Here is a 23,812-nt window from a genome sequence, read left to right on the forward strand (position 1 = left end):
TCTTTGCCGGCCCGTCGACGCGCTACTGTCCGGCCGGCGTCTACGAATGGGTAGAGAAGGACGGCAAGGAGACCTACGTCATCAACGCCCAGAACTGCGTCCACTGCAAGACCTGCGACATCAAGGATCCCAACCAGAACATCAACTGGGTCCCACCGCAGGGCGGCGAGGGACCAGTCTATCCGAATATGTGAGATGGAATGACCGAGATCGAACACGGTGCCTGGACGATCCGTTCGGCCAGGGCCGACGAACTGCATCTGCTTGCCGCCATCGAGATCGATGCGTTCTGGGCTCTGCATGAGGCCGGCGCTGTCGCTTGCGAGCCGACATCGCTGCCTCTCGACGTCCTGCAACAATCTCTGGCGGAGCGGTTGCTATTCGTTGCCGTCGACGGCGAGGATCAGCCGTTCGGCTTCCTGGCGGGCATACGCAAGGACGGCTCCGTTCACATTGCCGAGATCGATGTCATCAGACGCCGGCAGAAACAAGGCGTCGGACGGCGGCTGATGGAAGCTGCGATTACAGCGGCGAAAACGCAAGGTGCCGCAGGCGTCACTTTGACGACAGACCGGCAGGTGGCCTTCAACGCACCCTTTTATACCTCGGTGGGGTTTCGCATCCTGGGGGACGAGGAACGGCCGGCCGTTCTCACCCGGATCGTGGAGAACGAGGTTGCCCATGGTGCCGACCCGGCCAGACGCGTGGCCATGGCGCTTCGATTCTAAGCTTTTCACGTCGACTGCATGAAAATAAATAGCTCGAGCGGTTCGACGTTTTCGCGAACCGCTCGAGCTGACGGGCGTGCCATATATCTGCGAGATGGAACTAATGCCGGGCAGGCTTCCGGGCGAGCAGGCCGGTCGAGAGGGCGACGCCGGCACCCGTTACGATCGCTGCCGCAATGCCGGCCAATCCGATTTCCTCACCGAGCAGGAAGCCGCCGCCGATGGTGGCGAGGACGGGCGTGATGGCGGTGAAGGCTGCGGCCTGCGTGCCGCCGAGAGCCTGGACGGCAAGACCATAGGCGAGGGTGGCGGCAAGGCCGGACAGCAGGCCCTGGCTGACGATCTGCAGACCGATTTCCGGCAGCGGCACCGAAGTCAGCGAGCTGCCGAAGACGGCGGCCAGTCCGAGGTGGATCAGGAACGACCAGACGGCGATGATGGCGCTGGATTGCACGGCGCTCAGGCCCGAGCGGCGGAAAGCGTGGGTGTAGCTTGCCCATAGCAGGGCGGCCAGCGGTAGCAGCGTAAAGCCGGCCCAGGAGATCTGCACGCCGTAGAGGCTGCGGGCCAGCAGGATGACGACGCCGGCGACGATGCCGCCGAGGCCGAGCCAGCGGGTCACATCCAACCTCTCGCGAAACAGCAGCACGCCGATCAGCGCGGTTGCCAGCGGCATGGAGCCGCCGAGCAGAATGCCGGCCGCCGAGGCGGGCGTGAACTGAATGGCGAAGGTGGTCAGCTGGAAGAAGAGGGCGCCCGAGCCGCAGACCATCAGCGCCAGCAGTTTCAGCGACACGCCCTTCGGCAGCAGGCCGGTCCGCCACCAGACCGGGGCCAATACCAGTGCCGGCACGCCATAGCGGATGAGGCCGAGATCGATCGTGGTCATCTGCGTCTCGGCGGTGTGACGCGTGGCGAGAATCCAGTTTGCCCAGATCAATACGGTGACGATAGCGCCTGCATAGCCGATCGCGGTGGGTGTTGCCTTGCGGGTGGAGAGAGACAAAGCGGTCATCGACATATCCTTTCCAACTATCCTGTTTATTTTTGAATGCGGAAAAGATAGCGCCAAAGGCCGAGGCATGTCCTTGCTAGTTATGGCTCGAAAATCATGTTATGAGCAATAATCTGCCAATATTGCCAATTGAGCTTACTGAAGATGCCAAAACTGGATAAATTCGATATTGCGATCCTCAACTGCCTGCAGGAGGATGCGCGCGCCACCAATGTCGAGATCGCCGAGCGCGTGAATCTCTCGCCGTCGCCCTGCCTGCGGCGCATTCGCAATCTGGAAAAATCGGGGCTGCTGCGCGGCTATCAAGCCGATATCGATCGGAAGGAGGCCGGGCTGGGCCTCACGGTCTTCGTGGAGCTCAAGGTCGGTCATCATACGAAGGAGAATTCCGAGGCACAGCAGGCCGCGCTGCTTGCCATTCCGGAGATCATCGCCTGCCACCTGATCTCGGGAACCGCAGATTTCCTGGCGGAGGTCGTGGTGGAGGATCTTGCCGCCTATGAAAAGGTGATGTCGGAGAAGCTTCTGGTCCTTCCCGGCGTGGTCGACATGCGCTCGAACTTCGCTATCCGCACCCTCAAGACCAACGGCGCGCTGAAATTGCCTGCCCCGGAATGAAAAAGGGGCCGTTGCCGGCTCCTTCGTCGTCAGAGTTTGGTCATTCTCAGAGCATCGTACCGCTGAGGATCAGCAGTGCCACTGAGAAGTAGATCACCAGGCCGGTGACGTCGACCAGCGTTGCAACGAACGGCGCCGATGCGCTGGCCGGGTCGAGCCGCAGCTTCTGCAGAACGAACGGCAGCATCGAGCCGGCAAGCGAACCGAAGGTGACGATGCCGATCAGGGCTGCGAAGACGGTCAAGGCGACGAGCTGCCAGTGCGGGCCGTAGTCGAAGAGGCCGATGTTCTGCCAGAGTACGATGCGGGCGAAACCGACGAGGCCGAGAATCGCACCGAGCACGATGCCGGTCGGCAATTCGCGGATCGCGACGCGCCACCAGTCCGAAAGCTTGAGTTCGCCGAGCGCCAGGGCGCGGATGATCAGCGACGTCGCCTGCGAACCCGAATTGCCGCCCGAGCTCATGATCAGCGGGATGAACAGGGTCAGCACCACGGCCTTTTCCAGCTCGCCCTCGAAATGCTGCATGGCGCTTGCCGTCAGCATTTCGCCGAGGAAGAGGGCTGCGAGCCAGCCGGCGCGCTTGCGGATCATGCCGCCGAAGCTGATCTTCATATAGGGCTGGCCGAGGGCTTCCATGCCGCCGAACTTCTGGGCGTCCTCGGTCGTATCGGCGATCATCGTGTCGATGACGTCATCGACGGTGACGATGCCGAGCATATGCCCCTTGTCGTCGACGACCGGAAGCGCCAGCAGGTCGTGCCGGCGGATCAGTCGGGCGACGTCTTCCTGCTTCATCAGCGGCGGCGCCGTGACCGGCGTGCCCTTCTGCGCCACGGTGAGAATACAGGCATCGGGCTCGCCGGTGATGAGACGGCGCAGCGTCACGACATGCAGCAGCACATGCGTCTCGTCGTCGAGCACATAGATGGCATAGACGGTTTCGCGGGAGCGCTCGACCTGGCGAACGTGATCGAGCGTCTGCGCGACGGTCCAGCTTGCAAGCACGCTGACGAATTCCGTCGTCATGATGCCGCCGGCCGTGCGGGGCGGATAGCCCATCAGGCCCTGGATTGCGACCCTGGCATGCTCGTCGAACGTGGCAAAGAGCCGGGCGCGCGTGTCGATATCCATTTCGAGGAGCACGTCGGCGACGCGGTCGTTGGACATGCCGTGCAGCAGCCGCGAGGCGTCTGCATTGCCCATGACTTCGAGAATGGCGTGTGCGTTGCGCAGTTCCGGCCGGTCGAGAATGCGCACGGCGCGCTCTTCCGGCATTTTGGCAAGGATGTTGGCAGCTTCTGCCACATCGACTGCGTTCAGAGCCTCGACGCGTTCCGCAATGGTTACGGCGCGATTGTTATTGATGAATGCACGAGCGGCATTGCCGGCCCGCATGGGAAAGCTGTTGATGTTCATTATAGCTCGCCTTTCCGGTCGATCCGCCGTCGTAGCGGATCGTGGCGAGCCGACAGGAGTCGGTTAGTGCACGAATGCTACTGACGGCAAAGGCAATCGACTACTACTGTCGCTAGGCATCGAAAGATGGCTCCGGTTAATCGGTATGGAAAAACGGTGTTTCCCATGTCGCGAGAAGTCGCGCCGAAGGCATGAAAAGTCAAGAGGCGGAAGCGCCTAAACGCGCGATCTTACGATAAAAATTTGTTTAGGCGGCTGCAATTTTTTGCGATGCAACAAAACTTTGTGCAAATACGTTTAAACAAAGCGGCCGGACGACATGCGCCCGGCCGGATTTGCCGTGATTTCCCGTCGTTCAGAAGCCCGCCAGGACCACCTTTCCCTTCATCTTTCCGGTCTCGACGAGGGCGTGCGCCTTCTTCAGGTTGGCCGCGTTGATCGTGCCCGCGGTCTCCGTCAGCGTCGAGCGAATCTTGCCGGCATCCACCAGCTCCGCCACCTTCGTCAGCAGCCTGTGCTGCTCGATCATATCGGCGGTATGGAAGAGGGGGCGGGTGAACATCAGCTCCCAGTGGATCGATATCGCCTTGCGCTTGAAAGGCACGGCGTCGAGCGTCTTCGGATCGTCGATCAGGGCGAAGCGGCCCTGTGGCGCAATGGCATCGACGATCGAGCCGATATGATCCGATGTGTTGGTGGTCGAGAAGACGAAGGCCGGCGCACCGATATCGAGCGCCTCGATCTGCGGTGCAAGCGGCTTCGAATGGTCGATGACGTGATGGGCTCCCAGCTCCTTGACCCAGGCCTGGGTTTCCGGCCGGGATGCGGTGGCGATGACGGTGAGATCGGTCAAGGCGCGCGCGATCTGGATGGCGATCGATCCGACACCGCCCGCGCCGCCGATGATGAGGATCGCATTGGCGGTTCCGGGGACGGAGTCCTGTACTTTCAGGCGGTCGAACAGAGCTTCATAAGCCGTGATGGAAGTCAGCGGCAGCGCCGCCGCAGCCGGGAAATCGAGGCTCTTCGGCTTGGCGCCGACGATGCGCTCATCGACGAGATGGAACTCGGCGTTCGAGCCGCCGCGATTGATGGCGCCGGCGTAGAAGACCTCGTCGCCCGGCTTGAACATGGTGACGTCGGGGCCGACCGCCTTGACGATGCCGGCCGCATCCCAGCCCAGGATCTTGTACTCGCCCTCGGCCGGAGCGACATTGGCGCGGACCTTGACGTCGACCGGATTGACGGAGACCGCCTTCACTTCGACGAGCAGATCGTGACCCTTGGCCTCGGGCGTTGGAAGCTCGATGTCAATCAGCGATGTTTCTGCGGTGATAGGCTGCGGTTGCTTGTAGGCGACTGCGCGCATGGGAGAAGCTCCTCGGTTTGTTGCACGGAGGCTAGATGCGCATTATCCTCAAAAGGTGCAAGAATGCACAAATTCTGTACGTAGGTACAAAAAGGATACTGTCGATGTCGGTTCCCCGCTCCAAGCTTGTCAGAAATTTTCCGGGGTGCCCGGTCGAGGCGACGCTGAGCCTGCTCGACGGCAAATGGAAGGGCGTGATCCTGTTTCACCTGATGGAGGGAACGCTGCGCTTCAATGAGATCCGCCGCAAGCTGCCATCGGTGACGCAGCGCATGCTGACGAAGCAGTTGCGCGAGCTGGAGGAATCCGGGCTGGTGTCACGCACCGTCTTCCCCGTCGTGCCGCCGCGCGTCGACTACGCGCTGACGCCGCTCGGCGCCAGCCTGAAGCCGATCATCAAGGCGATGGCCGTATGGGGTGAGGAGAATGTGTTTTGCCACAACGGCCGGCAGGAGCTTGCCGGCCCGTCGATGTCATGCGTGACCGGTGCGACGCTCCAGGCCAACTGACACGATGAAAACGGCGAGACCGCCGACGGAGAGGACGGCGCCGACATAGCCGGTCGCGGCCGCCGTGAAGCCCCAGGAGATCACGAGGCCGCCGAGCCAGGCGCCGAGCGCGTTGGCGATGTTGAAGGCGGAGTGGTTGGAGGCGGCGGCCAGCGTCTGCGCATCCGCGGCCACGTCCATCAGCCGGGTCTGCACGGCCGGACAGGCGGCAAAGCCGCAGCCGATCAGGAAGACGCAGACGCAGAGCATGACCGGATTGGCGGCCGTCAGCGAAAACAGCGTCATGATGACGATGTTGAAGATCATCATGCCGCCGATCGTTCCCTTGATCGAAATGTCGCCCAGACGCGATCCGACGATGTTGCCGACATTCATGCCGATGCCGAAGAGCGCAAGCACGACCGGGACCATGGCGGAGCCGAGGCCCGCAACGTCGGTCGTCGTCGTGGCGACATAGCTGAAGATCGAGAACATGCCGCCGAAGCCGACGGCGGCGACACCGAGCGTCAGCCAGACCTGAACGCGCTTGAGCGCGCCGAGTTCGCGGGTGATGCTGGCACCTTCCTCGACCTTGTCCTTCGGCAGGAAGAGGGCGATGAGCAGCATGGTGACGAGACCGACGCCGCCGACCATCATGAAAGCCGCGCGCCATTCGAGCAGCTGACCGAGGAAAGTGGCGATCGGGGTGCCGATCAGCGTGGCGATCGTCAGGCCGAGCATGACCTGGCCGACGGCGCGGACACGGCGATGGACGGGCACCATGGAGGCGGCGACAAGCGCGGCAACGCCGAAATAGGCGCCGTGCGGCAGGCCGGTGATGAAGCGCAGCGCGGTGAAGCTTTCGAAGGTCGGCGCGAACGCGCTGGAAATATTGCCGGCGGCAAAGATCGCCATCATCAGCAGAAGCAGCGTGCGACGCGCCATCTTGGCGGCAAGAACGGCGATGATCGGCGCACCGACGACGACGCCGAGCGCATAGGCGCTGATGACGTGGCCTGCCTCCGGCGTGGTGACGCCGAAAGTATCCGCCACATTGGGCAGCAGGCCCATGATGACGAATTCGCCCGTGCCGATGCCGAAGCTGCCGACGGCCAGGGCCAGCGTCACAAGCGCAATGGCGGTGCGCGAGGGCGCTTCCACCGCGGTTTGGGTATCGAGGGCCTCGACGGCAATATCGCTCACGAAAACTCCTTGGGCGGCAAGCCGGGCTAAGCGCCGCGAATCAGGCAGCAAACCCCGTCGTTCGGCGTTCAGTGCATCGGAATGGAATAAGGAACTGGAGGGGCATGGACATGCCTCAGCAGATAGTATCGATGACAACGATACTTCTGTCGCGTGCATTTTTTGCAGCGCAGCATGTCGTATCGTGCATAAGTAGGTGTCGTGCGGTCGGACGAAACGGTTGCAACGCTTGAAATCGCACTGTCCAAAACCATCTGTGAACAAGCGCGCGGGATTTCAGCCCCTGACCGAAACACAATTTGCGGAAAACCAAGAGCCCCAATGAAATTGATCGGCTTTTTCAATCGTGATGGCGGTACGTTCCGGACGACCGACATGGCTGCCTACGAGAAGAGAGCGGAACAGGTCTTCCGCGATGCCGGCCACGATTTCGAAGCTGTGGTCGTGGAAGGGCGCAGCGTCGTGTCGTCGATGGAGCGCGCGGCCCGTCGCGACGACATTGACGGCATTGTCGCCGGCGGCGGCGATGGCACGATTTCGGCCGCTGCCGCCATCGCCTGGAAGAACGGCGTCGCGCTCGGCGTCATTCCGGCCGGGACCATGAACCTCTTTGCCCGTTCGCTGCGGCTGCCGCTCGATATCTGGCAGACCCTGACCGTGTTGGCGACAGGCGAGGTCGATAACGTCGATATCGGCAGCGCCAATGGCCGCGCCTTCGTGCACCAGTTTTCGGCGGGCCTGCATGCGCGCATGGTGCGCTATCGCAACGGCTATACCTATCGCTCGCGCATCGGGAAAATGTCCGCCAGCACGCGCGCCGCCTTTGGCGTGATCGCCAACCCGCCGGAGTTCGACGTCGATTTCGAGGCCGGCGATGTTCGCGAGCGTCGGCATGTCTCGGCGATTTCGGTCTCCAATAATCCCTTCGGCGCCAATGCGCTGCTTTATGCCGACAGCCTGCGCAGCGGCGAACTGGGCTTTTACACCGCAAAACCCCTGCGGCCGCTCGGCGTCGCCCGCCTCGCCATCGACATATTGCGCGGACGGGTTCGCCAGAATACCGATGTGATGATCATGCATGCGCCGGAAGTGCATCTGCATTTTCCGAATCTGCGCCAGCTCGCAAACTGCGTCATGGACGGCGAACTCCTGCCGCTGGAACGCGACGTGACGTTGAAGGTCCATCCCGGCGAGCTCAAGGTCATGGTCGAACAGGGAACCGCGATCAAGGTCGCTCGCGAGGGCGCCGTCGACAGCATGGCCGTCTGAAACCGTCAGAGGCGCGGCAGGTAGGTCCGGTAGTCGAAATCGGAAACGCTGCGCAGGTAGCGGATCGCCTCCTTGTGCTTCGTATCGCCGTAGAGCTTCCGATAGGGCTCGCCGAAGATGTCGGCGACGAAGGCCGAGGCACGGAAGCGTTCCACCGCCGTTAGGAAATCATGCGTCAGGCGCGGCGCATCGGCCGGCACGTAAGCCGGCGTGGTTTCCTCGCCGGGGTCCAGCTCGTTCTCCAGCCCGAGCAGCATGCCGCCGAGGATCGCCGCCAGCATCAGATAGGGATTGGCGTCGGCGCCGGCGACGCGGTGCTCGATGCGCGCGCCCGGCCCATCCTTTTCGGGAATGCGTACGGCCGTGCCGCGATGGCCGTAGCCCCAGGTCAGGTCGACGGGGGCGAACGAGCCCGGCTGGAAACGGCGATAGGAATTGGCATAGGGCGCAAAGACCAGTTGCGCATCCTGCAACGTCTGCAGCAATCCCGCGCAGACCGACTTCAATTTCCTTGGCTCGCCGCCCGCCGCATCGAGGACATTGCGGCCCTGATCGTCGACGATGCTGGCATGGACGTGCAGCCCCGAGCCGGCGTGATCGGTATAGGGCTTGGCCATGCAGGTCGATTTCAGGCCGTGCTTGCGTGCGGCCTGCTCGGCCACGCGCTTGAGCATGATGCAGTCGTCGGCCGCGGCCAGCGCGTCAGGGCGATGCAGCAGGTTGACTTCGAACTGGCCGGGCCCGAATTCCGCCGTCGTCGCATCCGCCGGCAGCCCTTGCGCTCTCGCGTAGCTGCGCAGCGTTTCGAGATAGTCCCCGAGAAGATCGACGGCGTCCATGTCGTAGAGCTGGAAGCCGTTCGGCTCGCCCTGGTAGGTCAGCGCCGCAGGCGGCGAGGGGGTGCCCCTTTCGCGCCAGTCTCCGGCGAGCAGATAGAATTCCAGCTCGGTTGCCACCACCGGCGTCAGGCCGAGCGCCTTGTAGCGATCGACCACGGCGGCGAGAATGGCGCGTGGATCCTGAAAGCTCGGGCTGCCGTCGAGCTCATGCATGGTGGCCAGCACCTGCTTCGACCCCGGCGGCGCCCAGGGCATGTCCGCCAGCGTGCGCTTGTCCGCAACGCATGTTCCGTCCGGATCGCCGATCGTCAGCGACAGGCCGGTGATATCGTCGTTGTCGTCGCCCCATATGTCGAGCGATTGCGTCGAGGTCGGCAGCCGCACGGCGCCGGACCAGACCTTCTTTTCGGCCGCGATCGGAATCTGCTTGCCCCGCAGCCGGCCGTTCATGTCCGATATCAGCACCTCGATGCGCGCGTTACCTTCGGTTGCGTTGTCGGCCGCCATGCTCTTGTAAATCCCCCATGCTCACGGCATGGTCGTAAACCAAGATAGCTTTCAGTCAAGTCTGGCTGCGCTGCGCCTGGAGCTTAGCCCCTCACCCTAGCCCTCGCCCCGTTCTACGGGGAGAGGGCTAGGGTGAGGGCCATGCACATCGTCGCGGCACAGGCGGATTTGCCTGACAGGCCCCAATTCAAAGAGGGTTCGAATAGACCATGTCCGACACGCCAAGCCGCTCCAATCTCGCCGCCCTCGACGCCGCCCACCACCTCCATCCCTTTGCGGATATGAAGAAGCTCAATGCCGATGGTGCGCGCGTCATCCAGCGCGGCGAGGGCGTCTATATCTTCGATGCGGAAGGGCGGAAGTATCTGGATGGCTTTGCCGGCCTCTGGTGCGTGAACATCGGCTACGGCCGCACCGAAATCGCCGATGCCGTCGTCAGGCAGATGAGCGAGCTGCCCTATTACAATACCTTCTTCGGCACCACGACGACGCCCGCGACGCTTTTGGCCGAGAAGGTCTGCGCCCATGCCGGGCCGCAGTTCAACCACGTCTTCTTCACCAATTCCGGTTCCGAGGCCAACGATACCTGGTTCCGCATGGCTCGGGTCTATTGGGGCGCCGTCGGCAAGCCGACGAAGAAGACCGTCATCGCCCGCAAAAATGGCTATCACGGCTCGACCGTCGCCGGCGCCAGCCTGGGCGGCATGAAGTACATGCACGAGCAGGGAGATCTTCCGATCCCCGGCGTCGTCCACATCGGCCAGCCCTATTGGTATGCCGAGGGTGGCGATCTCTCGCCGGAAGAATTTGGTCTCAAGATCGCCCTCGAACTCGAAGCCAAGATCGACGAACTGGGTGAGGACAATGTCGCGGCTTTCGTTGCCGAGCCGGTGCAGGGCGCCGGCGGCGTCATCATCCCGCCCTCGACCTATTGGCCCGAGATCGCCCGCATCTGCAAGGCGAGGAACATTCTGCTCGTCTGCGACGAAGTCATCTGCGGCTTCGGCCGCCTCGGCGCATGGTTCGGCCATCAGCATTTCGGCGTCGAGCCCGATCTTGCGCCGATCGCCAAGGGCCTGTCCTCCGGCTACCTGCCGATCGGCGGCGTGCTCGTCAGCGATCGCATCGCCGATGTGCTCATCAACGAGGTCGGCGAATTCAATCACGGCTTCACCTATTCCGGCCATCCGGTCTGCGCCGCCGCCGCGCTCGAGAATTTGCGAATCCTTGAGGAGGAACGGCTGATCGAGCGTGTTCGCGACGAGATCGGTCCCTATTTCGCGAGAGCCTGGGGCAGCCTTGCGGATCACGACATGGTCGGCGAAGCCGTCAGCATCGGTCTGATGGGCGCGTTGCAGCTTGCCGCCGACAAATCCACCCGTCGCCGCTTCGACAAGCCGGATGCGGTGGGCTCGGCCGTGCGCAACCATGCGCTGGCGAACGGTCTGGTGCTGCGCGCAACCGGCGACCGCATGCTGGCTTCGCCGCCGCTCGTCATCAGCCATCGTGAGGTAGACGCGATGGTGCGCATCGCACGCGGCGCGCTCGATGCCGTTTGGGCAGAGGTAAAGCCGTAGGAAAGGGCGGCACGCGCGGAGACGTGCCGCTTATTTCGGATAGACCCACCCATAGGCAAAGGACGCCATCTCGCCGGGCTTGCCGTGGATATATTGCACGCCGGCAAGCTTGGTATCCGGCGTCGCATATTGCGGACCGAGCGTATCGCGCAGCCAGTTCGACAATTCCACCGGCATGACGCCATTATCCTTGCCGGGGCGCCACACGATCAGGATCGGCCGGCTGGCAGTCCATTCGTAGTCCCTCTTCAGGTTCGGGAAGAAGAGCGACATGGCGGGAGCGTCGGGAAGCTGCAGGTGCAGATTGCCGGCGGGCAGCCATCCGTCGGTCAGCACCAGGCCAGGCCTCTTGCCCTCGGCGGCCACGATCTGCTGCACGAAGGCCGGATAGGGCGTGTTGTAATGGTCGAAGGCGCCGAACCAAGACGGGAAAAAGGTGCGGATCAGCAGCAGCGCCGGGATAACGACCATCATAACGAGCGGCACGTAGAAGAAGCGCTTGCCGAAATCCGCGGCCTTGATCCCGGCAATTTCCATCTTCAGGCAAAGATAGATCGGCAGCAGGAACAGGAAGGGCAGCAGCCAGCGGTCGCGCATGTCGGTCATGCCGATGGTGACGATCAGGATGACTATGAGAATGGCGATGACGGCCAGAAGGATCTCGAAGAAGCGGGTCCATTCGTTCGACCGCCCGAGATTCTTGAGCAGGCTCTTGCCGAAGACCAGCGCATAGACGACGAGCGTCGGCGCACTGATGACGAGAATCAGCCGGAGGAACTTCACCGGTCCCTTCACGAACTTCGCGAAGGCGCCATCCGGTGCGTTTTGCTCCATGATGCCGAGCGTGCGGCCGGAGGCGAGGCCGAGATTATGCATCAGCCAAAGGCCGTGCGGCAGGAAGATCAGCACGGAGATGGCGATGGTGAGCAGGAAGCGCTTGTCGAAGACCCGTGCGCGCCCCTGCGGATGCATCAGCACGGCGACGAAGGCACCGGCCACGAGCAGGGCGAAATTGTATTTCGACAGCATGCCGAGGCCGAGCGCGACGCCGGTGAAGATATAGGAGCCGAGGCTCGGGGCCTTCAGCGTACGGATCACGCCCCAAAGAAACAGGTTGATGGTGACGAGCTGCGCCACGGTATGCGTCAGATCGCGCTGGGCTTCCCAGAAGAACTGCGGGATGGTGAGCAGAGACAGCGTCGCGATCGCCGCAAAAACCTTGTCGGTCAGCACTTCCCGGGCCAGCCGGTAATAGCTGACATAGACCAGGAAGAGGAAGAGGTTCTTGACGCTGGAGATCGCCGCCAGCGAAAGCCCGAAAACGGACACGACGATCGACTGCACCCAGTTGTAGAGCGGCGGCTGCGAGTCGTAGCCGAAGGTCAGCCATTGCGAAAACAGCGCCTGCTGCGACTCGTCGTAGCGCAGGCCGTGCGGCATGGCGAGGCGCACGAGGAATTCGATCAGGAAATAGCCGGCAAGCAGGGGAATGACGGCATCCGGTCGGCGGACCAGAAACCTATGCATCCTGATGATCCCTGTCGAAGATCTTGCGCACGATGTAGTTCGGCGAGAGATCGTCGCGATAGTAGATGCGTGCGATCATTTCGGCGAGGATGCCGGTCGTGATCATCTGCACGGACGACAGCAGCAGCACGACGCCGACCAATAGCAGCGGCCGGTTGCCGATATCGTCGCCGAAGATGAACTTGTCGACGAAGAGCCAGAGCAGGATCAGGCCGGCCAGCGCACCGAGGCCGAGGCCGAGCGAGCCGAAGAAGTGGCCCGGCCGCGCCTTGTAGCGCATGAAGAACATCACCGACAGCAGGTCGAGAATGACGCGGAAGGTGCGCGAAATCCCGTATTTCGAGGTGCCATGCTGGCGGGCATGATGCGTGACGGGAACTTCGCCGATGCGCGAGCTCGGCACGACGCCGGCAACCCAGGCAGGGATGAAGCGGTGCATCTCGCCCATCAGCTTCACCTGCTTGATGATGGAGGCGCGGTAGATCTTCAGGCTGCAGCCATAGTCGTGCAGCTTGACGCCGGTGATGCGGCCGATCAGGTAATTGGCGCACCACGAGGGAATCTTGCGCAGCAGGAGGCCGTCCTGACGGTTCTTGCGCCAGCCGACGAGCAGGTCGAGCTGCCGCCGCTCCAGCTCCTCGACCATCGAGGGGATGTCCTTCGGGTCGTTCTGCAGGTCGCCGTCCATGGTGGCGATGAGGCGGCCGCTGGCCGCATCGATGCCGGCCTGCATGGCGGCCGTCTGGCCGAAATTGCGCTGCAATTCGACGATGCGCAGCGTCAGCCCTTCTCGCGGAAGGGACCGGCGCGCATTGGCAAGCGTCGCGTCGGTGCTGCCGTCGTCTACCAGGATCAGCTCCCATGGCCTGGAAAAGCTCGTCATGGCGGTGCAGATACGCTCGATGAGCGGTCCGACGCTTTCTTCCTCGTTGAAGACGGGCACGACCAGCGAAAGCTCGAGGGGGCTTGCTGGATCGGCCTGGGGGAGGGTCGACTCTGCCGTTGTCTGCAACTCTACTTTCTCCTAAAAGACCGGCAGAACCTGCCGGACGGAACGAGCGATAAATCCGGTTTCAGCCTCCGCTCGCATTTGGGTGCCCTAACTACATGAAGACTCCGATGGTTGCCAGCCGACAGAATTGGTTTATTCGCAACCGAATGATGCTGCTGACGCTCGCTGTCGTCGTGGCCTACGCCGCCTTCATCGAGTGGTTCTGGGGTTGGGGCTCCATCCTGGCGCAGTGGGGCAAGGTCGGCGCCCTGCCGATCCTTCTGGCGCTTGCGCTTCTGACCGGCACCTATTTCCTGCGCACCTGGCGCATCTACGATTACTTCCCGAAGGAGACATCGGGTCATTTCGCAGCTCTGTTCCGCGTCACGCAGGTCCATAACCTTCTGAACATCATGATGCCGTTTCGCACCGGCGAGACCAGCTTCCCGGTGCTGATGCGCTCGGAATTCGGCATTCCGCTGGCGCGCGGAACCTCGGCGCTGTTCGTCATGCGGCTGCTCGATCTGCACGCCTTGCTCGCGGCCGCCGGCATCGGTCTTGCGCTTGCCTCGCCCTATCGTGGTCTTGCCTGGATCATATGGGTGGCTTTCCTGCTGCTGCCCGTTGCGGGCTTTGCCTCCCGCCGGCCGTTGATCCGCCTTGCCGCCCGCCTCCTGCCGAGGAAGGCGCAAGGGCTGGTGCACGAGCTGGAGCGCGGCCTGCCGGTCGACGCGGGTGCCTTCGCGCGCGCCTGGCTGACGACGGTGGTCAACTGGCTGGTCAAGGTCGCGGTCCTTGCCTGGGCGCTCGGGCTCATGAACGTCACCCCGCTGTCTGCAAGCTTCGGCGGCGCGCTCGGCGGCGAACTGTCCTCCGTCCTGCCGGTGCACGCGCCGGGCGGCGTCGGCACCTATCCGGCCGGCATTACTGCGGGTGCCATGGCGTTCGGGGCTTCGAGCGAGAAGGCGGCAATCGAAAATCTGGCGCAGGCCAGCATCAACGCTCACCTCTTGATCGTGGTTTCGGCGCTGACGGGCACCGCGATCGGATTGCTTGCCTCGCGCAAGCGCGCCTGATCCGCCTATTGGCGAGCCGTGTCGTCGAGTTCGGCCAGGCGCTTGCGCAGAAATGCCTGCTCCGGTCCTTGCTGGCACAGTGAAAGCGCCGTTTCGTAGGCCTGCCGCGCCTCGTCCGGCCGTCCGAGCCGGCGCAGGAAATCGGCTTTCGCGGCATGGCCGAGGTGATATCGCGCCATGCGCTCTTCGTGGAGCAGCCGTTCGACGATTGAAAGCGCCGCCGCAGGGCCGTCGCGCATGGAAACGGCCACGGCCCGATTGAGTTCGATCACCGGAGAGGGACTGGCCGTCAGCAGCAGGTCGTAGAGCGTCACCAACTGCCGCCAGTCGGTATCGTCTGAAGTCTCCGCGCGGGCATGTTCTGCCGCGATTGCGGCTTGCAGCGCATAGTTGCCGACGCTTTCCGCCGCCATCGCCAGGGCCGCTAGTGCCAAGCCTTCCCGGATCTGGCCGCGATCCCAGAGCGAGCGATCCTGATCGGCAAGCAGCATGAGATCGCCGGCCACGTCGGTACGCGCAAGCCGCCGTGAATCCTGCAGCAGCATGATTGCCAGCAGCCCTTCGACCTCCGAATCCGGCAGCAACTGCAACAGCAGCCTGCCGAGCCGGATAGCCTCGGCCGCGAGATCGGCGCGGACGATGGCTGGGCCGGAGGATGCGGAATAGCCCTCGTTGAAGACGAGGTAGATGACATGCAGCACCTGCGCCAGCCGCTCCGGCAGCTCGGCCTTGCCGGGCACCTCGTAGGGAATGTGGGCGGCGCGGATGCGGTTCTTGGCGCGGACGATGCGTTGGGCGACGGTTGGCGCCGGGATCAGGAAGGCATGGGCGATCTCTTCCGTCGTCAGCCCGCAGACCTCGCGCAACGCCATCGCCGTGCGCGCCTCCGCCGGGATGAGGGGATGGCAGCAGGTGAAGATCAGCCGCAGCATGTCGTCCTCGATCTCCTGGCTTTCGGCGATCTCCATCGCCTCTCCCTCCGGGTAAAGGCTGTCGGCAATGTCCGAACGAGCGGCGTCGAAACGCGTTCGCCGCCTTATGTGGTCGATGGCGCGAAAGCGCCCGGCGGAGACGAGCCAGGCGTAGGGATTGGCGGGAATCGTCTCCTCCGTCCATTGCTGCGCCGCCGCGGCGAAGGCATCGTGGAGCGCTTCCTCCGCCCGGTCGAAATCGCCGAGCAGACGGATCAGCGTTGCCAGCACGCGGCGCGAGTGGCTGCGATAGATGCCTTCGATGGTCTGGCTCGGCGACACGGGCGTCAATATGCCTCCGCCAGATCTCCCTGAAGGGTCAGGATACGAACCGGACGAATTTCTATGGCGCCGTAACGCGCCGAGGGAATGCCTCGGGCGATATCGGCCGCGCTATCCAGATCCGGCGCCTCGATGAGATAGAAACCGGCCAGATATTCCTTCGTCTCCACGAACGGCCCGTCCGTCACCGAAAATGCGTCGCCATCCGGTCGGATGACGATCGATTTGTTTCGAAGCTCCAGTGCATCCGAAACGATCAGGGTGCCGTCCTGCCGCAGGCCTTCGTCATAGACAAAATGCTCGCCGATCAGGTGGTTCATCTCGCTTGGCGTCAGCCGTCCGTCGACATCGACGGATGTGTAGATCAGGCATAGAAACCGCATGTCTTTTCCTTTCTCAGTCATTCGTCCGGAAAGCGGATATCGAAGGCGGCGCGCACCTCGATCATGCCGTAGCGGGCAACGGGGAAGGTGGCCGCTATTCGCGTCGCTTCGTCCATGTCCCGCGCCTCGATCAGCACGAAGCCGCCGAGATGCTCCTTTATTTCAGCGAACGGTCCGTCGGTGACGGCAGCTTCGCCCCTGCGCACGCGAACCGTTCTCGCGGTGTGCGGCTCGCGCAGCGCGTTGGCGACGATGATGTGGCCGCTGTCGCGCAGCCGGTTGTCGTTGTCGATCGACTCCTGGGTCAGCTTTCGCCCGTCCTCTTCGGAAAGCTTGGCGATCTCGGCGGTTTCGAACCAGACCTGGCAAAGGAATTTCATCGCGGCCTCCTCAAGCGTCCGGACCGAAAGAATGGATCGGCCGCACCTCGATGCTGCCGAGCTTGGCGAGCGGAATGCCGGCGGCGACGCGGATCGCATCGTTCAGGTCCTTGGCTTCGATCAGGATGAAGCCGCCGAGATATTCCTTGGTTTCGATAAAGGGTCCGTCCGTCACCGATGTCTCGCCGTTGCGGACCCGCACCGTCACCGCCGAGCGTGGCGATTGCAGCGCTTCGGCATGGATCATGTGGCCGCTCGCCGTCAGGTCGCGGTCATAGCCGAGTGAATCCGAATCCAGCCTGTGCTTTTCCTCTTTCGTCATGGTGTCGAGCACCGTGCCGTCGAACCAGACCTGGCAGAGATATTTCATCACAGCGTCTCCTCTCTCGATTTTGCTGACAGCCATAGACGAGCGGCCGCCAAGCAAATCGACATCCCGATCCGCAGCATGACAAAAATTTCCAGCTCTGTCGAAAACGGACGACGTCGGTCGACCAGTTCCGTCATCACCAGAGGAGTGACGGAAATGTACAGCCTGGAAGCTGCAATCGTGCATTACTGGCAAAGAAAGACGTTGTCGGAAGCGGAACTGCTGGAAGCGGCGGATGCCGGGAGGGTCGTGTTCCGTATCTGGATCGGACTTGCGGGTTTCGCCCTGCTGATCCTGTGCCTGAACCTGGGGGCCGCCCCAAACGACGAACGGCCGCAAGTCGCGGCCGCTGGCAGGATGATTTCGGTGTCCGTTGACGGACGATAGGCTCGAAGCCCCGGCGCCTATTGGAACGCCGTTTCGAAGAAGCTGCGCAGCTTGCGCGAATGCAGCTTCTCCGGCGGCATTTCGGCCAGCTTCTGGATGGCGCGGATACCGATCTGCAGATGCTGGTTCACCTGCGTGCGGTAGAAGGCGGTCGCCATCCCCGGCAGCTTCAGCTCGCCGTGTAGCGGCTTGTCCGAGACGCAGAGCAGCGTGCCGTAGGGAACGCGGAAACGGAAGCCGTTGGCGGCGATCGTCGCCGATTCCATGTCGAGGGCAACGGCGCGGGCCTGCGACAGGCGCTTGACCGGGCCTGCCTGGTCGCGCAGTTCCCAGTTGCGGTTGTCGATGGTGCCGACGGTCCCCGTGCGCATGATGCGCTTCAGCTCGAAGCCCTCATAGCCGGTGATTTCGGCAACGGCGGCTTCCAGCGCCACCTGCACTTCGGCCAGCGCCGGGATCGGCACCCAGACCGGCAGGTCGTCGTCCAGAACGTGATCCTCGCGCATATAGGCATGGGCGAGCACGTAGTCGCCGAGCCGCTGGCTGTTGCGCAGGCCGGCGCAGTGGCCGAGCATCAGCCATGCATGCGGGCGCAGCACGGCGACGTGGTCGGTAATCGTCTTGGCGTTGGAGGGACCGACACCGATGTTGATCATGGTGATGCCGGCATGTCCCTTCTTCTTCAGATGGTAGGCCGGCATCTGCGGCAGCCGTGGCGGCGTCGTGTCGCCCTCCGGCTGGCTTGCGCCGGCCGGCGTGATGATGTTGCCGGGCTCGACGAAGGCTGTGTAGCCGTCACCGCCCTTGGCCATCAGGTCGCGCGCCCACTTGCAGAACTCGTCGATGTAGAACTGGTAGTTCGTGAACAGCACGAAATTCTGGAAATGCGCGGCACTTGTTGCCGTGTAGTGGACGAGACGGGCCAGCGAATAGTCGATGCGCTGCGCCGTGAAGGGCGCAAGCGGCGACGGCTCGCCCGGCGGCGGGATGTATTCGCCGTTGGCGATCTCGTCGTCGGTGGTGTTCAGGTCAGGCGTATCGAAGAGGTCGCGCAGCGGAATGTCCTCGAAGGCCGTGGCGGATGCTTCCACGTAGGCGCCTTCGCCGAATGCGAAGTGCAGCGGGATCGGCGTGGTCGATTCCGACACCACCACCGGCACCTTATGGCTGCGCATCAGCAGCGTCAGCTGCTCCTTGAGGTAGTGCTTGAAGAGGTTGGGGCGCGTGATCGTCGTCGTATAGACGCCCGGCGCCGTGACATGGCCGTAGGAGAGGCGCGAATCGACATGGCCGAAGCTTGTCGTCTCGATGCTGACCTGCGGATAGAAGGCCCGGTAGCGCGCCGTGACCGGCGCGCCCTTGGCGAGCCTGGTGAAATTGTCGATCAGGAACGCGGTATTGCGCTCGTAAAGCTCCGTCAGCGCTTCGACGGCTTTGCCCGGATCATCGAAGGTGCGCGGCTGGAACGGGCTTGGGGAGGAGATGTCGTTGGGTGAAAAAGAAGAGATTCTGTTGCTCATGCGCCATTATAGAGTGTCGTCGGTTACAAGCAAACGACGTTGCAAGCCATGGTTCGGATTCTCGCAGCTATTTTTGCAGCCGCCCCCAAGGCTCGCGCGGCGCCATGCGCAGGCGTTCGTTACTGTATGGTCGTGCAATACGGCGTGCCGGCCTCAACGCAGGTGAAGCTTGCTCCGAAATGCGATTGCGCGCCGCTGCGGCCCGCGTGTTCGACCGCAACCGAGAAGCTGAATGCAAAGATGGCGGCAAACAGCATGATGATGACGAAACGCCGTGCCATGATGATCGAGTTCATGTTCCTGGCCCTACCCAGTGCCCTATACTGGACACCGTTTTGCCATGGTCAGGCTGAACAGGTGCTGAGATACCGGTTCATCTAGCGTTCAGAAATATTACCGGTTTCGAACCGATGCATACGCCCGTCCTTGGGCAAGCAACAAGGACCCGCCGGCCGATGGCGGGCGGATCCGAAAGGCTTTTCCGGAAGAGGAAAGCGTCGTCTCAGAGCCTCGTCCAGGTCTGAGACTTGCAGAATACCTTGAGCACGCAGCCCTTCATCCTCACGCTATTGCCGCTCACGGTGCCGGAGCCGCTATAGGTCTTGTCTTCGGAGGGGTCGGTGAGTTCGCCGGTATAGCTGCTGCCCTTGCCCTGCATCTTGCCGATCTGCCTGCCGGCATACTTGCCTGTTTTCAACGTCACGCAATAGCTGTCGGCGCAGGGGGCGATGACGGCGGTGTCGCCGTCGAGCGTTTTCCAGTTGCCGACGATCGGCTCTTCGGCAAAGGCCGCGCTCGTGCTCATCAGCAGTGCGGCGGCAAGAATGGTGGCACGGATCATAGCGTTGTTCCTCCCCGGACGCGGCCCGGCACGACCGCCGGAAACGCGCGCGAGATTATCTGACGCGAACGTAAAGGTAAATATGGTTCTCGGAGCACAAAACTGCCGCCCCATCGGGTCTCCACGCATCATCGAAACACAGCATCGAATTGGAGCGTGCTCTTTTTATGATGAAGGAAGAGTTTAAATCCAAATCCTAACGAAACGTAAAGACCGCCCGAAAATCCTTAATTTGCAAGGGAAGCGATGTTTAACAAAATCCCAAGTTTACCAAGCATTTGCACTTTGTTTGCATCGAATTAATCATGCATTTTAGGCGTTTTTTGAAAGCCGTCTGCGATAGTGAAGCCATCAAACGAGCGGGGCAAACCCGCCGGCCGGAAGAACCGGAAAGCCGCGAACGACGGCAAGGTTCGGACGGAAAACAGGGCAGATACGAACAGAAGTAAGACAGGGACAAAACCAATGGCACGCTTTGAAACGCCGATGTCTGGAATGGCCATGATGGGTGGTAACAGCGCCGATGCCCTTTGCGAACTGGGCGTGAACTACGCGACCGGCAGGGGCTGCGCCGCAGACCTCGTTGCCGCCCATAAATGGTTGAATATCGCCGCCATCCGTGGCAGCGAGCGCGCCGCCGAGCTTCGTGCCGACGTCGCCGCGACCTTGACCAAGATGCAGCTCGCAGCAGCGCTGCGCGCCGCCCGCGAATGGATGACGACGCACTGACGCGTGCCGCAAGGAATACGACTTACTGACTGATCTCGAAGGAGGGGATGTCGGCGGTCGAGGGAGAGGCGAGCGCCGAAATGATGAAAACCGCGACCGGCCGGAACAAGGCCGGCGCGGTTTCGTCGTTTTAAGGCAGTTTCAGGAAAGGTGTACAGGGGCTTTCCCTCCGCAATCCATGGGAAGATCGACGTGCGGCGATAGGGCGAGCTGCCGGATCGCCGCAGGCGTCAGCCGATCGCCTTCAGCACCTTTGGCAAGGCTTCGGCCAGAAGATCCAGGTCCTGTCCGGGGCCGACGCTGACGCGGATGCAGCGGTTGAGCGGCGCCACGCCCGGCATGCGGATGAAGACGCCGTGCTGGATCAGCCCGTCGACGATCGCGCGGGCATAGATGCCGTCGCGGCCGCAGTCGATGGCGACGAAGTTGGTGGCGGAGGCGAGGGGCAGCAGGCCATTGTCGCGGGCGATCGTACCGATCTCCTCACGCGCAGCCCGGATCTTGCCGACCACTTCGGCAAGATAGGCCCGGTCCTTCAGCGCCGCCAGCGCCGCCACGGTGGCGAGCCTGTTCATCCCGAAATGGTTGCGGATCTTGTCGAAGGTCAGCACGGTCTCCGGCGCGCCGATGACATAGCCGACACGCGCGCCGGCCAGCCCGTAGGCCTTGGAGAAGGTGCGGGTGCGCAACACGTTCGGCAGATCGATCAGGGCCAGGATATCAGGAAGCGAGCTTGCAGGTCCGGTCTCGCTATAGGCTTCGTCGAGGATCAGCAGGCAGTTTTCCGGCAGGGCGCGGGCAAAGGCGACGATCTTGTCCGCTTCCCACCAGCTTCCCATCGGATTGTCGGGATTGGCGAAATAGACGAGCGGCGCATTCTCGCGCTTGACCGCTTGCAGCAACCCATCGAGGTCTTCGCGATCATCGACATAAGGCACGGTGACAAGCCGGCCGCCGAAGCCAGCGACATGGAAATTGAAGGTGGGATAGCCGCCGAGCGAGGTGACGACCGGCGTGCCCGGTTCGATGACCATGCGGGCGATCAGGCCGAGCAGGCTGTCGATGCCTTCGCCGACGGCGATATTGGCCGCCTGAACGCCGAGATGTGCCGCAAGCGCCTGCTTCAGCTCGAAATTTTCCGGATCGTTGTACATCCAGATGTCGCCCGCCTGCTCGCGCATGGCGGCGAGAACGGAAGGCGCCGGCCCGAAACCGTTTTCATTGGCGCCGATGCGGGCTTTGACGCTCAGTCCGCGCTGGCGCTCCAGCGCTTCGGGGCCGACGAAGGGTACGGTGGAGGGAAGGGCGCTGATCAGCGGCGTGAAGCGCGAGAAGGCGGACATGCTGGCGTTGTTTCCCGAATTCAGTTGCAAGGCGCAGCACAATAGGCCCTTGGCGGACCGTTGCAAGAGCGGAAAGGCGCGGCTTGCGGATTGTGCCAGCCGCGGCCAATCCCGTCAGGATCGCAGGGCGAGTTCGCCGAGATGTCGTCGCACCCATTTCACTTCTTCCGAAGCCGTGCGGTGGAAATGCCGCTTGAAGTCGCGGCTGAACTGGGCAGCGCTGACATAACCGACCGATAGCGCCACATCCGCAATTGTCCTGTCCTGGCGGGCCATCATCAGCCTCGCCTCGTGAAGTCGCATCGCCTTGATGTATTGCATGGGGCTGCTGCCCGTCAGTGCCTTAAAATGCGCGTGATAGGAAGGGACGCTCATCCCCGCGTCGCGAGCGAGGTCTGTCACCGAAACCTCCGAATTGTAGGCTTCCCGCAGCCGACCGAGGCTCTGCACGATCCTCCCCGATGGACCTCTTTGCCGCAGTGCTGAAATCAAGGCGGCGCCCTGCGGGCCGACGAGCACGCGGTAGTGCAGCTCGCGCAAGATGCCTGCGCCCAGAACCGCCGTCTCCATGGGGTCGCCGAGCGCCCGCAACAGCCGCAGCACGACATCCTCGATAGCCGGTTCCATTCTGCTCGAGACGAGGCTTTTCGCCTTGTCGGGCGCCGGCCCGGAGCGCCGCATTTCCACTTCCGAGGCGACCTCCGCGCCCAGAGTCATGTCGAACTCGATATAGACGGCAAGCAACGGCCGTTCCGGGCTGGCAACGGATTCCATCCGGAATGGAACGGGCACCGACACCGCCAGATAATGCTCCTCGTCGTAGAGGTAGACTTCGCCCTCAAGCATGCCCTGCTTGCGGCCCTGCAACACGAAGACCGCACCCGGCTTGTAGAGGACAGGAACGTCGTGGAGGACCGTTTCGGTCCGGAGGATGTGGACGCCGGAAAGCCCGGTCGGATTGTAACCCTGACGGAGGGCGAGATGCCCCGCCAGTTCCACAAGTTCGCCGCGCTTCGTCCGCCCGGTTTCCATGCTCATAGGATTTGGCAAGGTATTCATAGGTTCTGCAATCGTTATGCGCCGATACTCAGACTATCAGTCAAAAATACCGAGCAATCAACAAGAGAGTATCAATGATGTCACGGAAGACCTTCTTCATTACAGGTGCCAATTCAGGCTTCGGTCTTGCCATTGCGGCGGCCGCGAGTGCCAAGGGGCATAAGGTGGTTGGCACCGTCCGCTCGGAGGCGTCGCGGGCAAGCCTGGCCGAGCGCCTGCCGGCTGTCAGTCCTGTCCTGTGCGACGTGACCGAATTCGAGCGGATACCCGACGTCGTCGAACAGGCGGAGAGAGACCACGGACCGGTGGACGTCCTCATCAACAATGCCGGCTACGGTCACGAGGGCGTCCTCGAGGAGTCGCCGCTCGAAGAGATGCGGCGCCAGTTCGACGTGAACGTCTTCGGCGCGGTTGCGGTCGCCAAGGCTTTCCTGCCGCGGTTCCGCCAGAGGCGCGACGGCTTCATCCTGAACGTCACGTCGATGGGCGGCATGATCACCATGCCCGGCATCGCCTATTACTGCGGCAGCAAGTTCGCGCTTCAAGGCATATCGGAAGTGATGCGCGCGGAGATGGCGCCGTTCGGCGTGCATGTCGCGACGCTTTGCCCCGGCTCCTTCCGCACGGACTGGGCGGGGCGCTCGATGGTGCGGACCGCGAGGTCCATCGCCGATTACGACGCGCTGTTCGATCCCATTCGCGAGGCGCGACAGGCGAGAAGCGGCAAGCAGCTCGGCGATCCCGACAAGCTCGCGGCAGCCGTTCTGAACCTGGTTGAAGACAACGATCCGCCGCCACAGCTCCTGCTTGGCAGCGATGCGTTTAAACTCGTATCGGAGAGGATCGCGCGCCTGCAGCAGGAGATCGAGGCGTGGAAACCCGTCACCATCTCGACCGATGGCTGACGGTGTAGCGCTAAA

At 62.7% G+C, this 23,812-nt stretch carries 26 protein-coding genes; 10 read left to right on the forward strand and 16 right to left on the reverse strand.

What is annotated here, in order from left to right:
- Positions 1-194, forward strand: a 194-nt coding sequence (locus tag GR212_RS34980; protein ID WP_204326804.1) for a 4Fe-4S dicluster domain-containing protein, incomplete at its 5' end; no start/stop codon positions are given.
- 6 nt (positions 195-200) lie between these two features.
- Entirely contained in the window at positions 201-728 is a 528-nt protein-coding gene (locus tag GR212_RS34985) for a GNAT family N-acetyltransferase (RefSeq protein WP_163994345.1), read from the forward strand.
- A 100-nt stretch (positions 729-828) separates the two neighbouring features.
- Here the strand turns inward: GR212_RS34985 and GR212_RS34990 are convergent, their stop codons facing one another.
- A complete protein-coding gene (locus tag GR212_RS34990) occupies positions 829-1,743 on the reverse strand; it encodes a DMT family transporter (protein WP_163994348.1) in 915 nt (304 codons plus the stop codon).
- 144 nt (positions 1,744-1,887) lie between these two features.
- Here GR212_RS34990 and GR212_RS34995 point away from each other — a divergent pair, with 144 nt between their 5' ends.
- Positions 1,888-2,361 carry an Lrp/AsnC family transcriptional regulator gene (locus GR212_RS34995; RefSeq protein WP_163994351.1) on the forward strand — a complete coding sequence of 158 codons (474 nt, stop codon included), beginning with the start codon at positions 1,888-1,890 and terminating at the stop codon, positions 2,359-2,361.
- Between the two features lie 46 nt (positions 2,362-2,407).
- Here the strand turns inward: GR212_RS34995 and mgtE are convergent, their stop codons facing one another.
- Entirely contained in the window at positions 2,408-3,781 is a 1,374-nt protein-coding gene (gene mgtE / locus GR212_RS35000) for a magnesium transporter (RefSeq protein WP_163994354.1), read from the reverse strand.
- A gap of 355 nt (positions 3,782-4,136) precedes the next feature.
- The gene (locus GR212_RS35005; protein ID WP_163994357.1) at positions 4,137-5,150 is read right to left on the reverse strand and encodes a zinc-binding alcohol dehydrogenase family protein; all 1,014 of its coding nucleotides are present in this window, start codon (positions 5,148-5,150) and stop codon (positions 4,137-4,139) included.
- Between the two features lie 104 nt (positions 5,151-5,254).
- On the opposite strand from GR212_RS35005, the gene GR212_RS35010 reads away from it, so the two are divergent.
- Positions 5,255-5,659, forward strand: a complete 405-nt coding sequence (locus GR212_RS35010; RefSeq protein WP_163994359.1) for a winged helix-turn-helix transcriptional regulator — start codon at positions 5,255-5,257, stop codon at positions 5,657-5,659.
- On the opposite strand, the gene GR212_RS35015 is transcribed toward GR212_RS35010, so the two are convergent.
- Entirely contained in the window at positions 5,624-6,832 is a 1,209-nt protein-coding gene (locus GR212_RS35015) for an MFS transporter (protein ID WP_432444434.1), read from the reverse strand. The two genes, GR212_RS35010 and GR212_RS35015, sit on opposite strands and share 36 nt — an antisense overlap.
- Positions 6,833-7,162: 330 nt before the next feature.
- On the opposite strand from GR212_RS35015, the gene GR212_RS35020 reads away from it, so the two are divergent.
- Positions 7,163-8,110 (forward strand): diacylglycerol/lipid kinase family protein, encoded by a 948-nt coding sequence (locus GR212_RS35020; protein WP_163994364.1) that lies wholly within the window; start codon positions 7,163-7,165, stop codon positions 8,108-8,110.
- Positions 8,111-8,115: 5 nt separating this feature from the next.
- Here GR212_RS35020 and GR212_RS35025 read toward each other — a convergent pair whose 3' ends face one another.
- Positions 8,116-9,456, reverse strand: a complete 1,341-nt coding sequence (locus tag GR212_RS35025; protein ID WP_163994367.1) for a glutamine synthetase family protein — start codon at positions 9,454-9,456, stop codon at positions 8,116-8,118.
- Between the two features lie 209 nt (positions 9,457-9,665).
- Between GR212_RS35025 and GR212_RS35030 the strand changes: the two genes are divergently transcribed.
- The gene (locus tag GR212_RS35030) at positions 9,666-11,033 is read left to right on the forward strand and encodes an aspartate aminotransferase family protein (RefSeq protein WP_163994370.1); all 1,368 of its coding nucleotides are present in this window, start codon (positions 9,666-9,668) and stop codon (positions 11,031-11,033) included.
- Positions 11,034-11,063: 30 nt separating this feature from the next.
- On the opposite strand, the gene GR212_RS35035 is transcribed toward GR212_RS35030, so the two are convergent.
- Both GR212_RS35035 and GR212_RS35040 read right to left on the reverse strand, forming a co-directional pair.
- Entirely contained in the window at positions 11,064-12,560 is a 1,497-nt protein-coding gene (locus tag GR212_RS35035) for a glycosyltransferase family 39 protein (RefSeq protein ID WP_163994374.1), read from the reverse strand.
- Positions 12,553-13,572 carry a glycosyltransferase family 2 protein gene (locus GR212_RS35040; RefSeq protein ID WP_163994377.1) on the reverse strand — a complete coding sequence of 340 codons (1,020 nt, stop codon included), beginning with the start codon at positions 13,570-13,572 and terminating at the stop codon, positions 12,553-12,555. The genes GR212_RS35035 and GR212_RS35040 overlap by 8 nt, the downstream gene beginning before the upstream one ends.
- A 95-nt stretch (positions 13,573-13,667) precedes the next feature.
- On the opposite strand from GR212_RS35040, the gene GR212_RS35045 reads away from it, so the two are divergent.
- On the forward strand, positions 13,668-14,627 hold the full coding sequence (locus GR212_RS35045; protein ID WP_163994379.1) for a lysylphosphatidylglycerol synthase domain-containing protein: 960 nt from the start codon (positions 13,668-13,670) through the stop codon (positions 14,625-14,627).
- Between the two features lie 5 nt (positions 14,628-14,632).
- Here GR212_RS35045 and GR212_RS35050 read toward each other — a convergent pair whose 3' ends face one another.
- Genes GR212_RS35050 through GR212_RS35065 form a run of 4 tightly spaced genes read right to left on the reverse strand, consistent with a single transcriptional unit; the run spans position 14,633 to position 17,013 of the window.
- Positions 14,633-15,880 carry a sigma-70 family RNA polymerase sigma factor gene (locus GR212_RS35050; protein ID WP_163994430.1) on the reverse strand — a complete coding sequence of 416 codons (1,248 nt, stop codon included), beginning with the start codon at positions 15,878-15,880 and terminating at the stop codon, positions 14,633-14,635.
- A 5-nt stretch (positions 15,881-15,885) separates the two neighbouring features.
- Positions 15,886-16,263: a YciI family protein gene (locus GR212_RS35055; protein ID WP_163994383.1), complete on the reverse strand. Its 378-nt coding sequence runs from the start codon at positions 16,261-16,263 to the stop codon at positions 15,886-15,888.
- Positions 16,264-16,280: 17 nt separating this feature from the next.
- Positions 16,281-16,643: a YciI family protein gene (locus GR212_RS35060; RefSeq protein ID WP_163994384.1), complete on the reverse strand. Its 363-nt coding sequence runs from the start codon at positions 16,641-16,643 to the stop codon at positions 16,281-16,283.
- A gap of 10 nt (positions 16,644-16,653) precedes the next feature.
- Complete coding sequence (locus tag GR212_RS35065; protein WP_163994387.1) at positions 16,654-17,013, reverse strand: YciI family protein; 360 nt, start codon at positions 17,011-17,013, stop codon at positions 16,654-16,656.
- A 156-nt stretch (positions 17,014-17,169) separates the two neighbouring features.
- Between GR212_RS35065 and GR212_RS35070 the strand changes: the two genes are divergently transcribed.
- Positions 17,170-17,400, forward strand: coding sequence for a hypothetical protein (locus GR212_RS35070; protein WP_163994390.1), 231 nt, complete (start codon positions 17,170-17,172; stop codon positions 17,398-17,400).
- A gap of 17 nt (positions 17,401-17,417) precedes the next feature.
- Here the strand turns inward: GR212_RS35070 and GR212_RS35075 are convergent, their stop codons facing one another.
- The 3 genes from GR212_RS35075 to GR212_RS35080 all read right to left on the reverse strand — a co-directional run bounded on the left by GR212_RS35075 (position 17,418) and on the right by GR212_RS35080 (position 19,761).
- Positions 17,418-18,920: an AMP nucleosidase gene (locus tag GR212_RS35075; protein WP_163994392.1), complete on the reverse strand. Its 1,503-nt coding sequence runs from the start codon at positions 18,918-18,920 to the stop codon at positions 17,418-17,420.
- A gap of 119 nt (positions 18,921-19,039) precedes the next feature.
- Entirely contained in the window at positions 19,040-19,216 is a 177-nt protein-coding gene (locus GR212_RS37010; RefSeq protein WP_204326898.1) for a hypothetical protein, read from the reverse strand.
- A gap of 206 nt (positions 19,217-19,422) precedes the next feature.
- A complete protein-coding gene (locus GR212_RS35080; protein WP_163994395.1) occupies positions 19,423-19,761 on the reverse strand; it encodes a DUF2147 domain-containing protein in 339 nt (112 codons plus the stop codon).
- A 465-nt stretch (positions 19,762-20,226) separates the two neighbouring features.
- On the opposite strand from GR212_RS35080, the gene GR212_RS35085 reads away from it, so the two are divergent.
- On the forward strand, positions 20,227-20,490 hold the full coding sequence (locus GR212_RS35085; protein ID WP_112797009.1) for a sel1 repeat family protein: 264 nt from the start codon (positions 20,227-20,229) through the stop codon (positions 20,488-20,490).
- A 230-nt stretch (positions 20,491-20,720) separates the two neighbouring features.
- Here GR212_RS35085 and GR212_RS35090 read toward each other — a convergent pair whose 3' ends face one another.
- Together GR212_RS35090 and GR212_RS35095 are read right to left on the reverse strand one after the other, a co-directional pair.
- Entirely contained in the window at positions 20,721-21,833 is a 1,113-nt protein-coding gene (locus tag GR212_RS35090) for a pyridoxal phosphate-dependent aminotransferase (protein WP_163994399.1), read from the reverse strand.
- Positions 21,834-21,947: 114 nt separating this feature from the next.
- Positions 21,948-22,892: an AraC family transcriptional regulator gene (locus GR212_RS35095; RefSeq protein WP_163994402.1), complete on the reverse strand. Its 945-nt coding sequence runs from the start codon at positions 22,890-22,892 to the stop codon at positions 21,948-21,950.
- Between the two features lie 77 nt (positions 22,893-22,969).
- On the opposite strand from GR212_RS35095, the gene GR212_RS35100 reads away from it, so the two are divergent.
- Positions 22,970-23,797: an oxidoreductase gene (locus GR212_RS35100; protein WP_163994432.1), complete on the forward strand. Its 828-nt coding sequence runs from the start codon at positions 22,970-22,972 to the stop codon at positions 23,795-23,797.
- Positions 23,798-23,812 lie beyond the last annotated feature (15 nt).

It is taken from the genome of Martinezella lusitana, from assembly GCF_010668395.1.
GTDB lineage: Bacteria > Pseudomonadota > Alphaproteobacteria > Rhizobiales > Rhizobiaceae > Rhizobium > Rhizobium lusitanum_A.

Excerpts from the sequence above, each read along its gene's own strand:
- GR212_RS35065 (WP_163994387.1), bottom strand. The coding sequence starts at position 17,013 with ATGAAATATCTCTGCCAGGTCTGGTTCGACGGCACGGTGCTCGACACC.
- GR212_RS34990 (WP_163994348.1), bottom strand. The coding sequence starts at position 1,743 with ATGACCGCTTTGTCTCTCTCCACCCGCAAGGCAACACCCACCGCGATC.
- GR212_RS35100 (WP_163994432.1), top strand. The coding sequence starts at position 22,970 with ATGTCACGGAAGACCTTCTTCATTACAGGTGCCAATTCAGGCTTCGGT.
- GR212_RS35080 (WP_163994395.1), bottom strand. The coding sequence starts at position 19,761 with ATGATCCGTGCCACCATTCTTGCCGCCGCACTGCTGATGAGCACGAGC.
- mgtE (WP_163994354.1), bottom strand. The coding sequence starts at position 3,781 with ATGAACATCAACAGCTTTCCCATGCGGGCCGGCAATGCCGCTCGTGCA.
- GR212_RS35095 (WP_163994402.1), bottom strand. The coding sequence starts at position 22,892 with ATGAATACCTTGCCAAATCCTATGAGCATGGAAACCGGGCGGACGAAG.
- GR212_RS35035 (WP_163994374.1), bottom strand. The coding sequence starts at position 12,560 with ATGCATAGGTTTCTGGTCCGCCGACCGGATGCCGTCATTCCCCTGCTT.
- GR212_RS35075 (WP_163994392.1), bottom strand. The coding sequence starts at position 18,920 with ATGAGCAACAGAATCTCTTCTTTTTCACCCAACGACATCTCCTCCCCA.
- GR212_RS35030 (WP_163994370.1), top strand. The coding sequence starts at position 9,666 with ATGTCCGACACGCCAAGCCGCTCCAATCTCGCCGCCCTCGACGCCGCC.
- GR212_RS35070 (WP_163994390.1), top strand. The coding sequence starts at position 17,170 with ATGTACAGCCTGGAAGCTGCAATCGTGCATTACTGGCAAAGAAAGACG.
- GR212_RS34985 (WP_163994345.1), top strand. The coding sequence starts at position 201 with ATGACCGAGATCGAACACGGTGCCTGGACGATCCGTTCGGCCAGGGCC.
- GR212_RS34995 (WP_163994351.1), top strand. The coding sequence starts at position 1,888 with ATGCCAAAACTGGATAAATTCGATATTGCGATCCTCAACTGCCTGCAG.
- GR212_RS35090 (WP_163994399.1), bottom strand. The coding sequence starts at position 21,833 with ATGTCCGCCTTCTCGCGCTTCACGCCGCTGATCAGCGCCCTTCCCTCC.
- GR212_RS35025 (WP_163994367.1), bottom strand. The coding sequence starts at position 9,456 with ATGGCGGCCGACAACGCAACCGAAGGTAACGCGCGCATCGAGGTGCTG.
- GR212_RS35010 (WP_163994359.1), top strand. The coding sequence starts at position 5,255 with ATGTCGGTTCCCCGCTCCAAGCTTGTCAGAAATTTTCCGGGGTGCCCG.
- GR212_RS35020 (WP_163994364.1), top strand. The coding sequence starts at position 7,163 with ATGAAATTGATCGGCTTTTTCAATCGTGATGGCGGTACGTTCCGGACG.
- GR212_RS35005 (WP_163994357.1), bottom strand. The coding sequence starts at position 5,150 with ATGCGCGCAGTCGCCTACAAGCAACCGCAGCCTATCACCGCAGAAACA.
- GR212_RS35045 (WP_163994379.1), top strand. The coding sequence starts at position 13,668 with ATGAAGACTCCGATGGTTGCCAGCCGACAGAATTGGTTTATTCGCAAC.
- GR212_RS35055 (WP_163994383.1), bottom strand. The coding sequence starts at position 16,263 with ATGCGGTTTCTATGCCTGATCTACACATCCGTCGATGTCGACGGACGG.
- GR212_RS35060 (WP_163994384.1), bottom strand. The coding sequence starts at position 16,643 with ATGAAATTCCTTTGCCAGGTCTGGTTCGAAACCGCCGAGATCGCCAAG.
- GR212_RS35085 (WP_112797009.1), top strand. The coding sequence starts at position 20,227 with ATGGCACGCTTTGAAACGCCGATGTCTGGAATGGCCATGATGGGTGGT.
- GR212_RS37010 (WP_204326898.1), bottom strand. The coding sequence starts at position 19,216 with ATGAACTCGATCATCATGGCACGGCGTTTCGTCATCATCATGCTGTTT.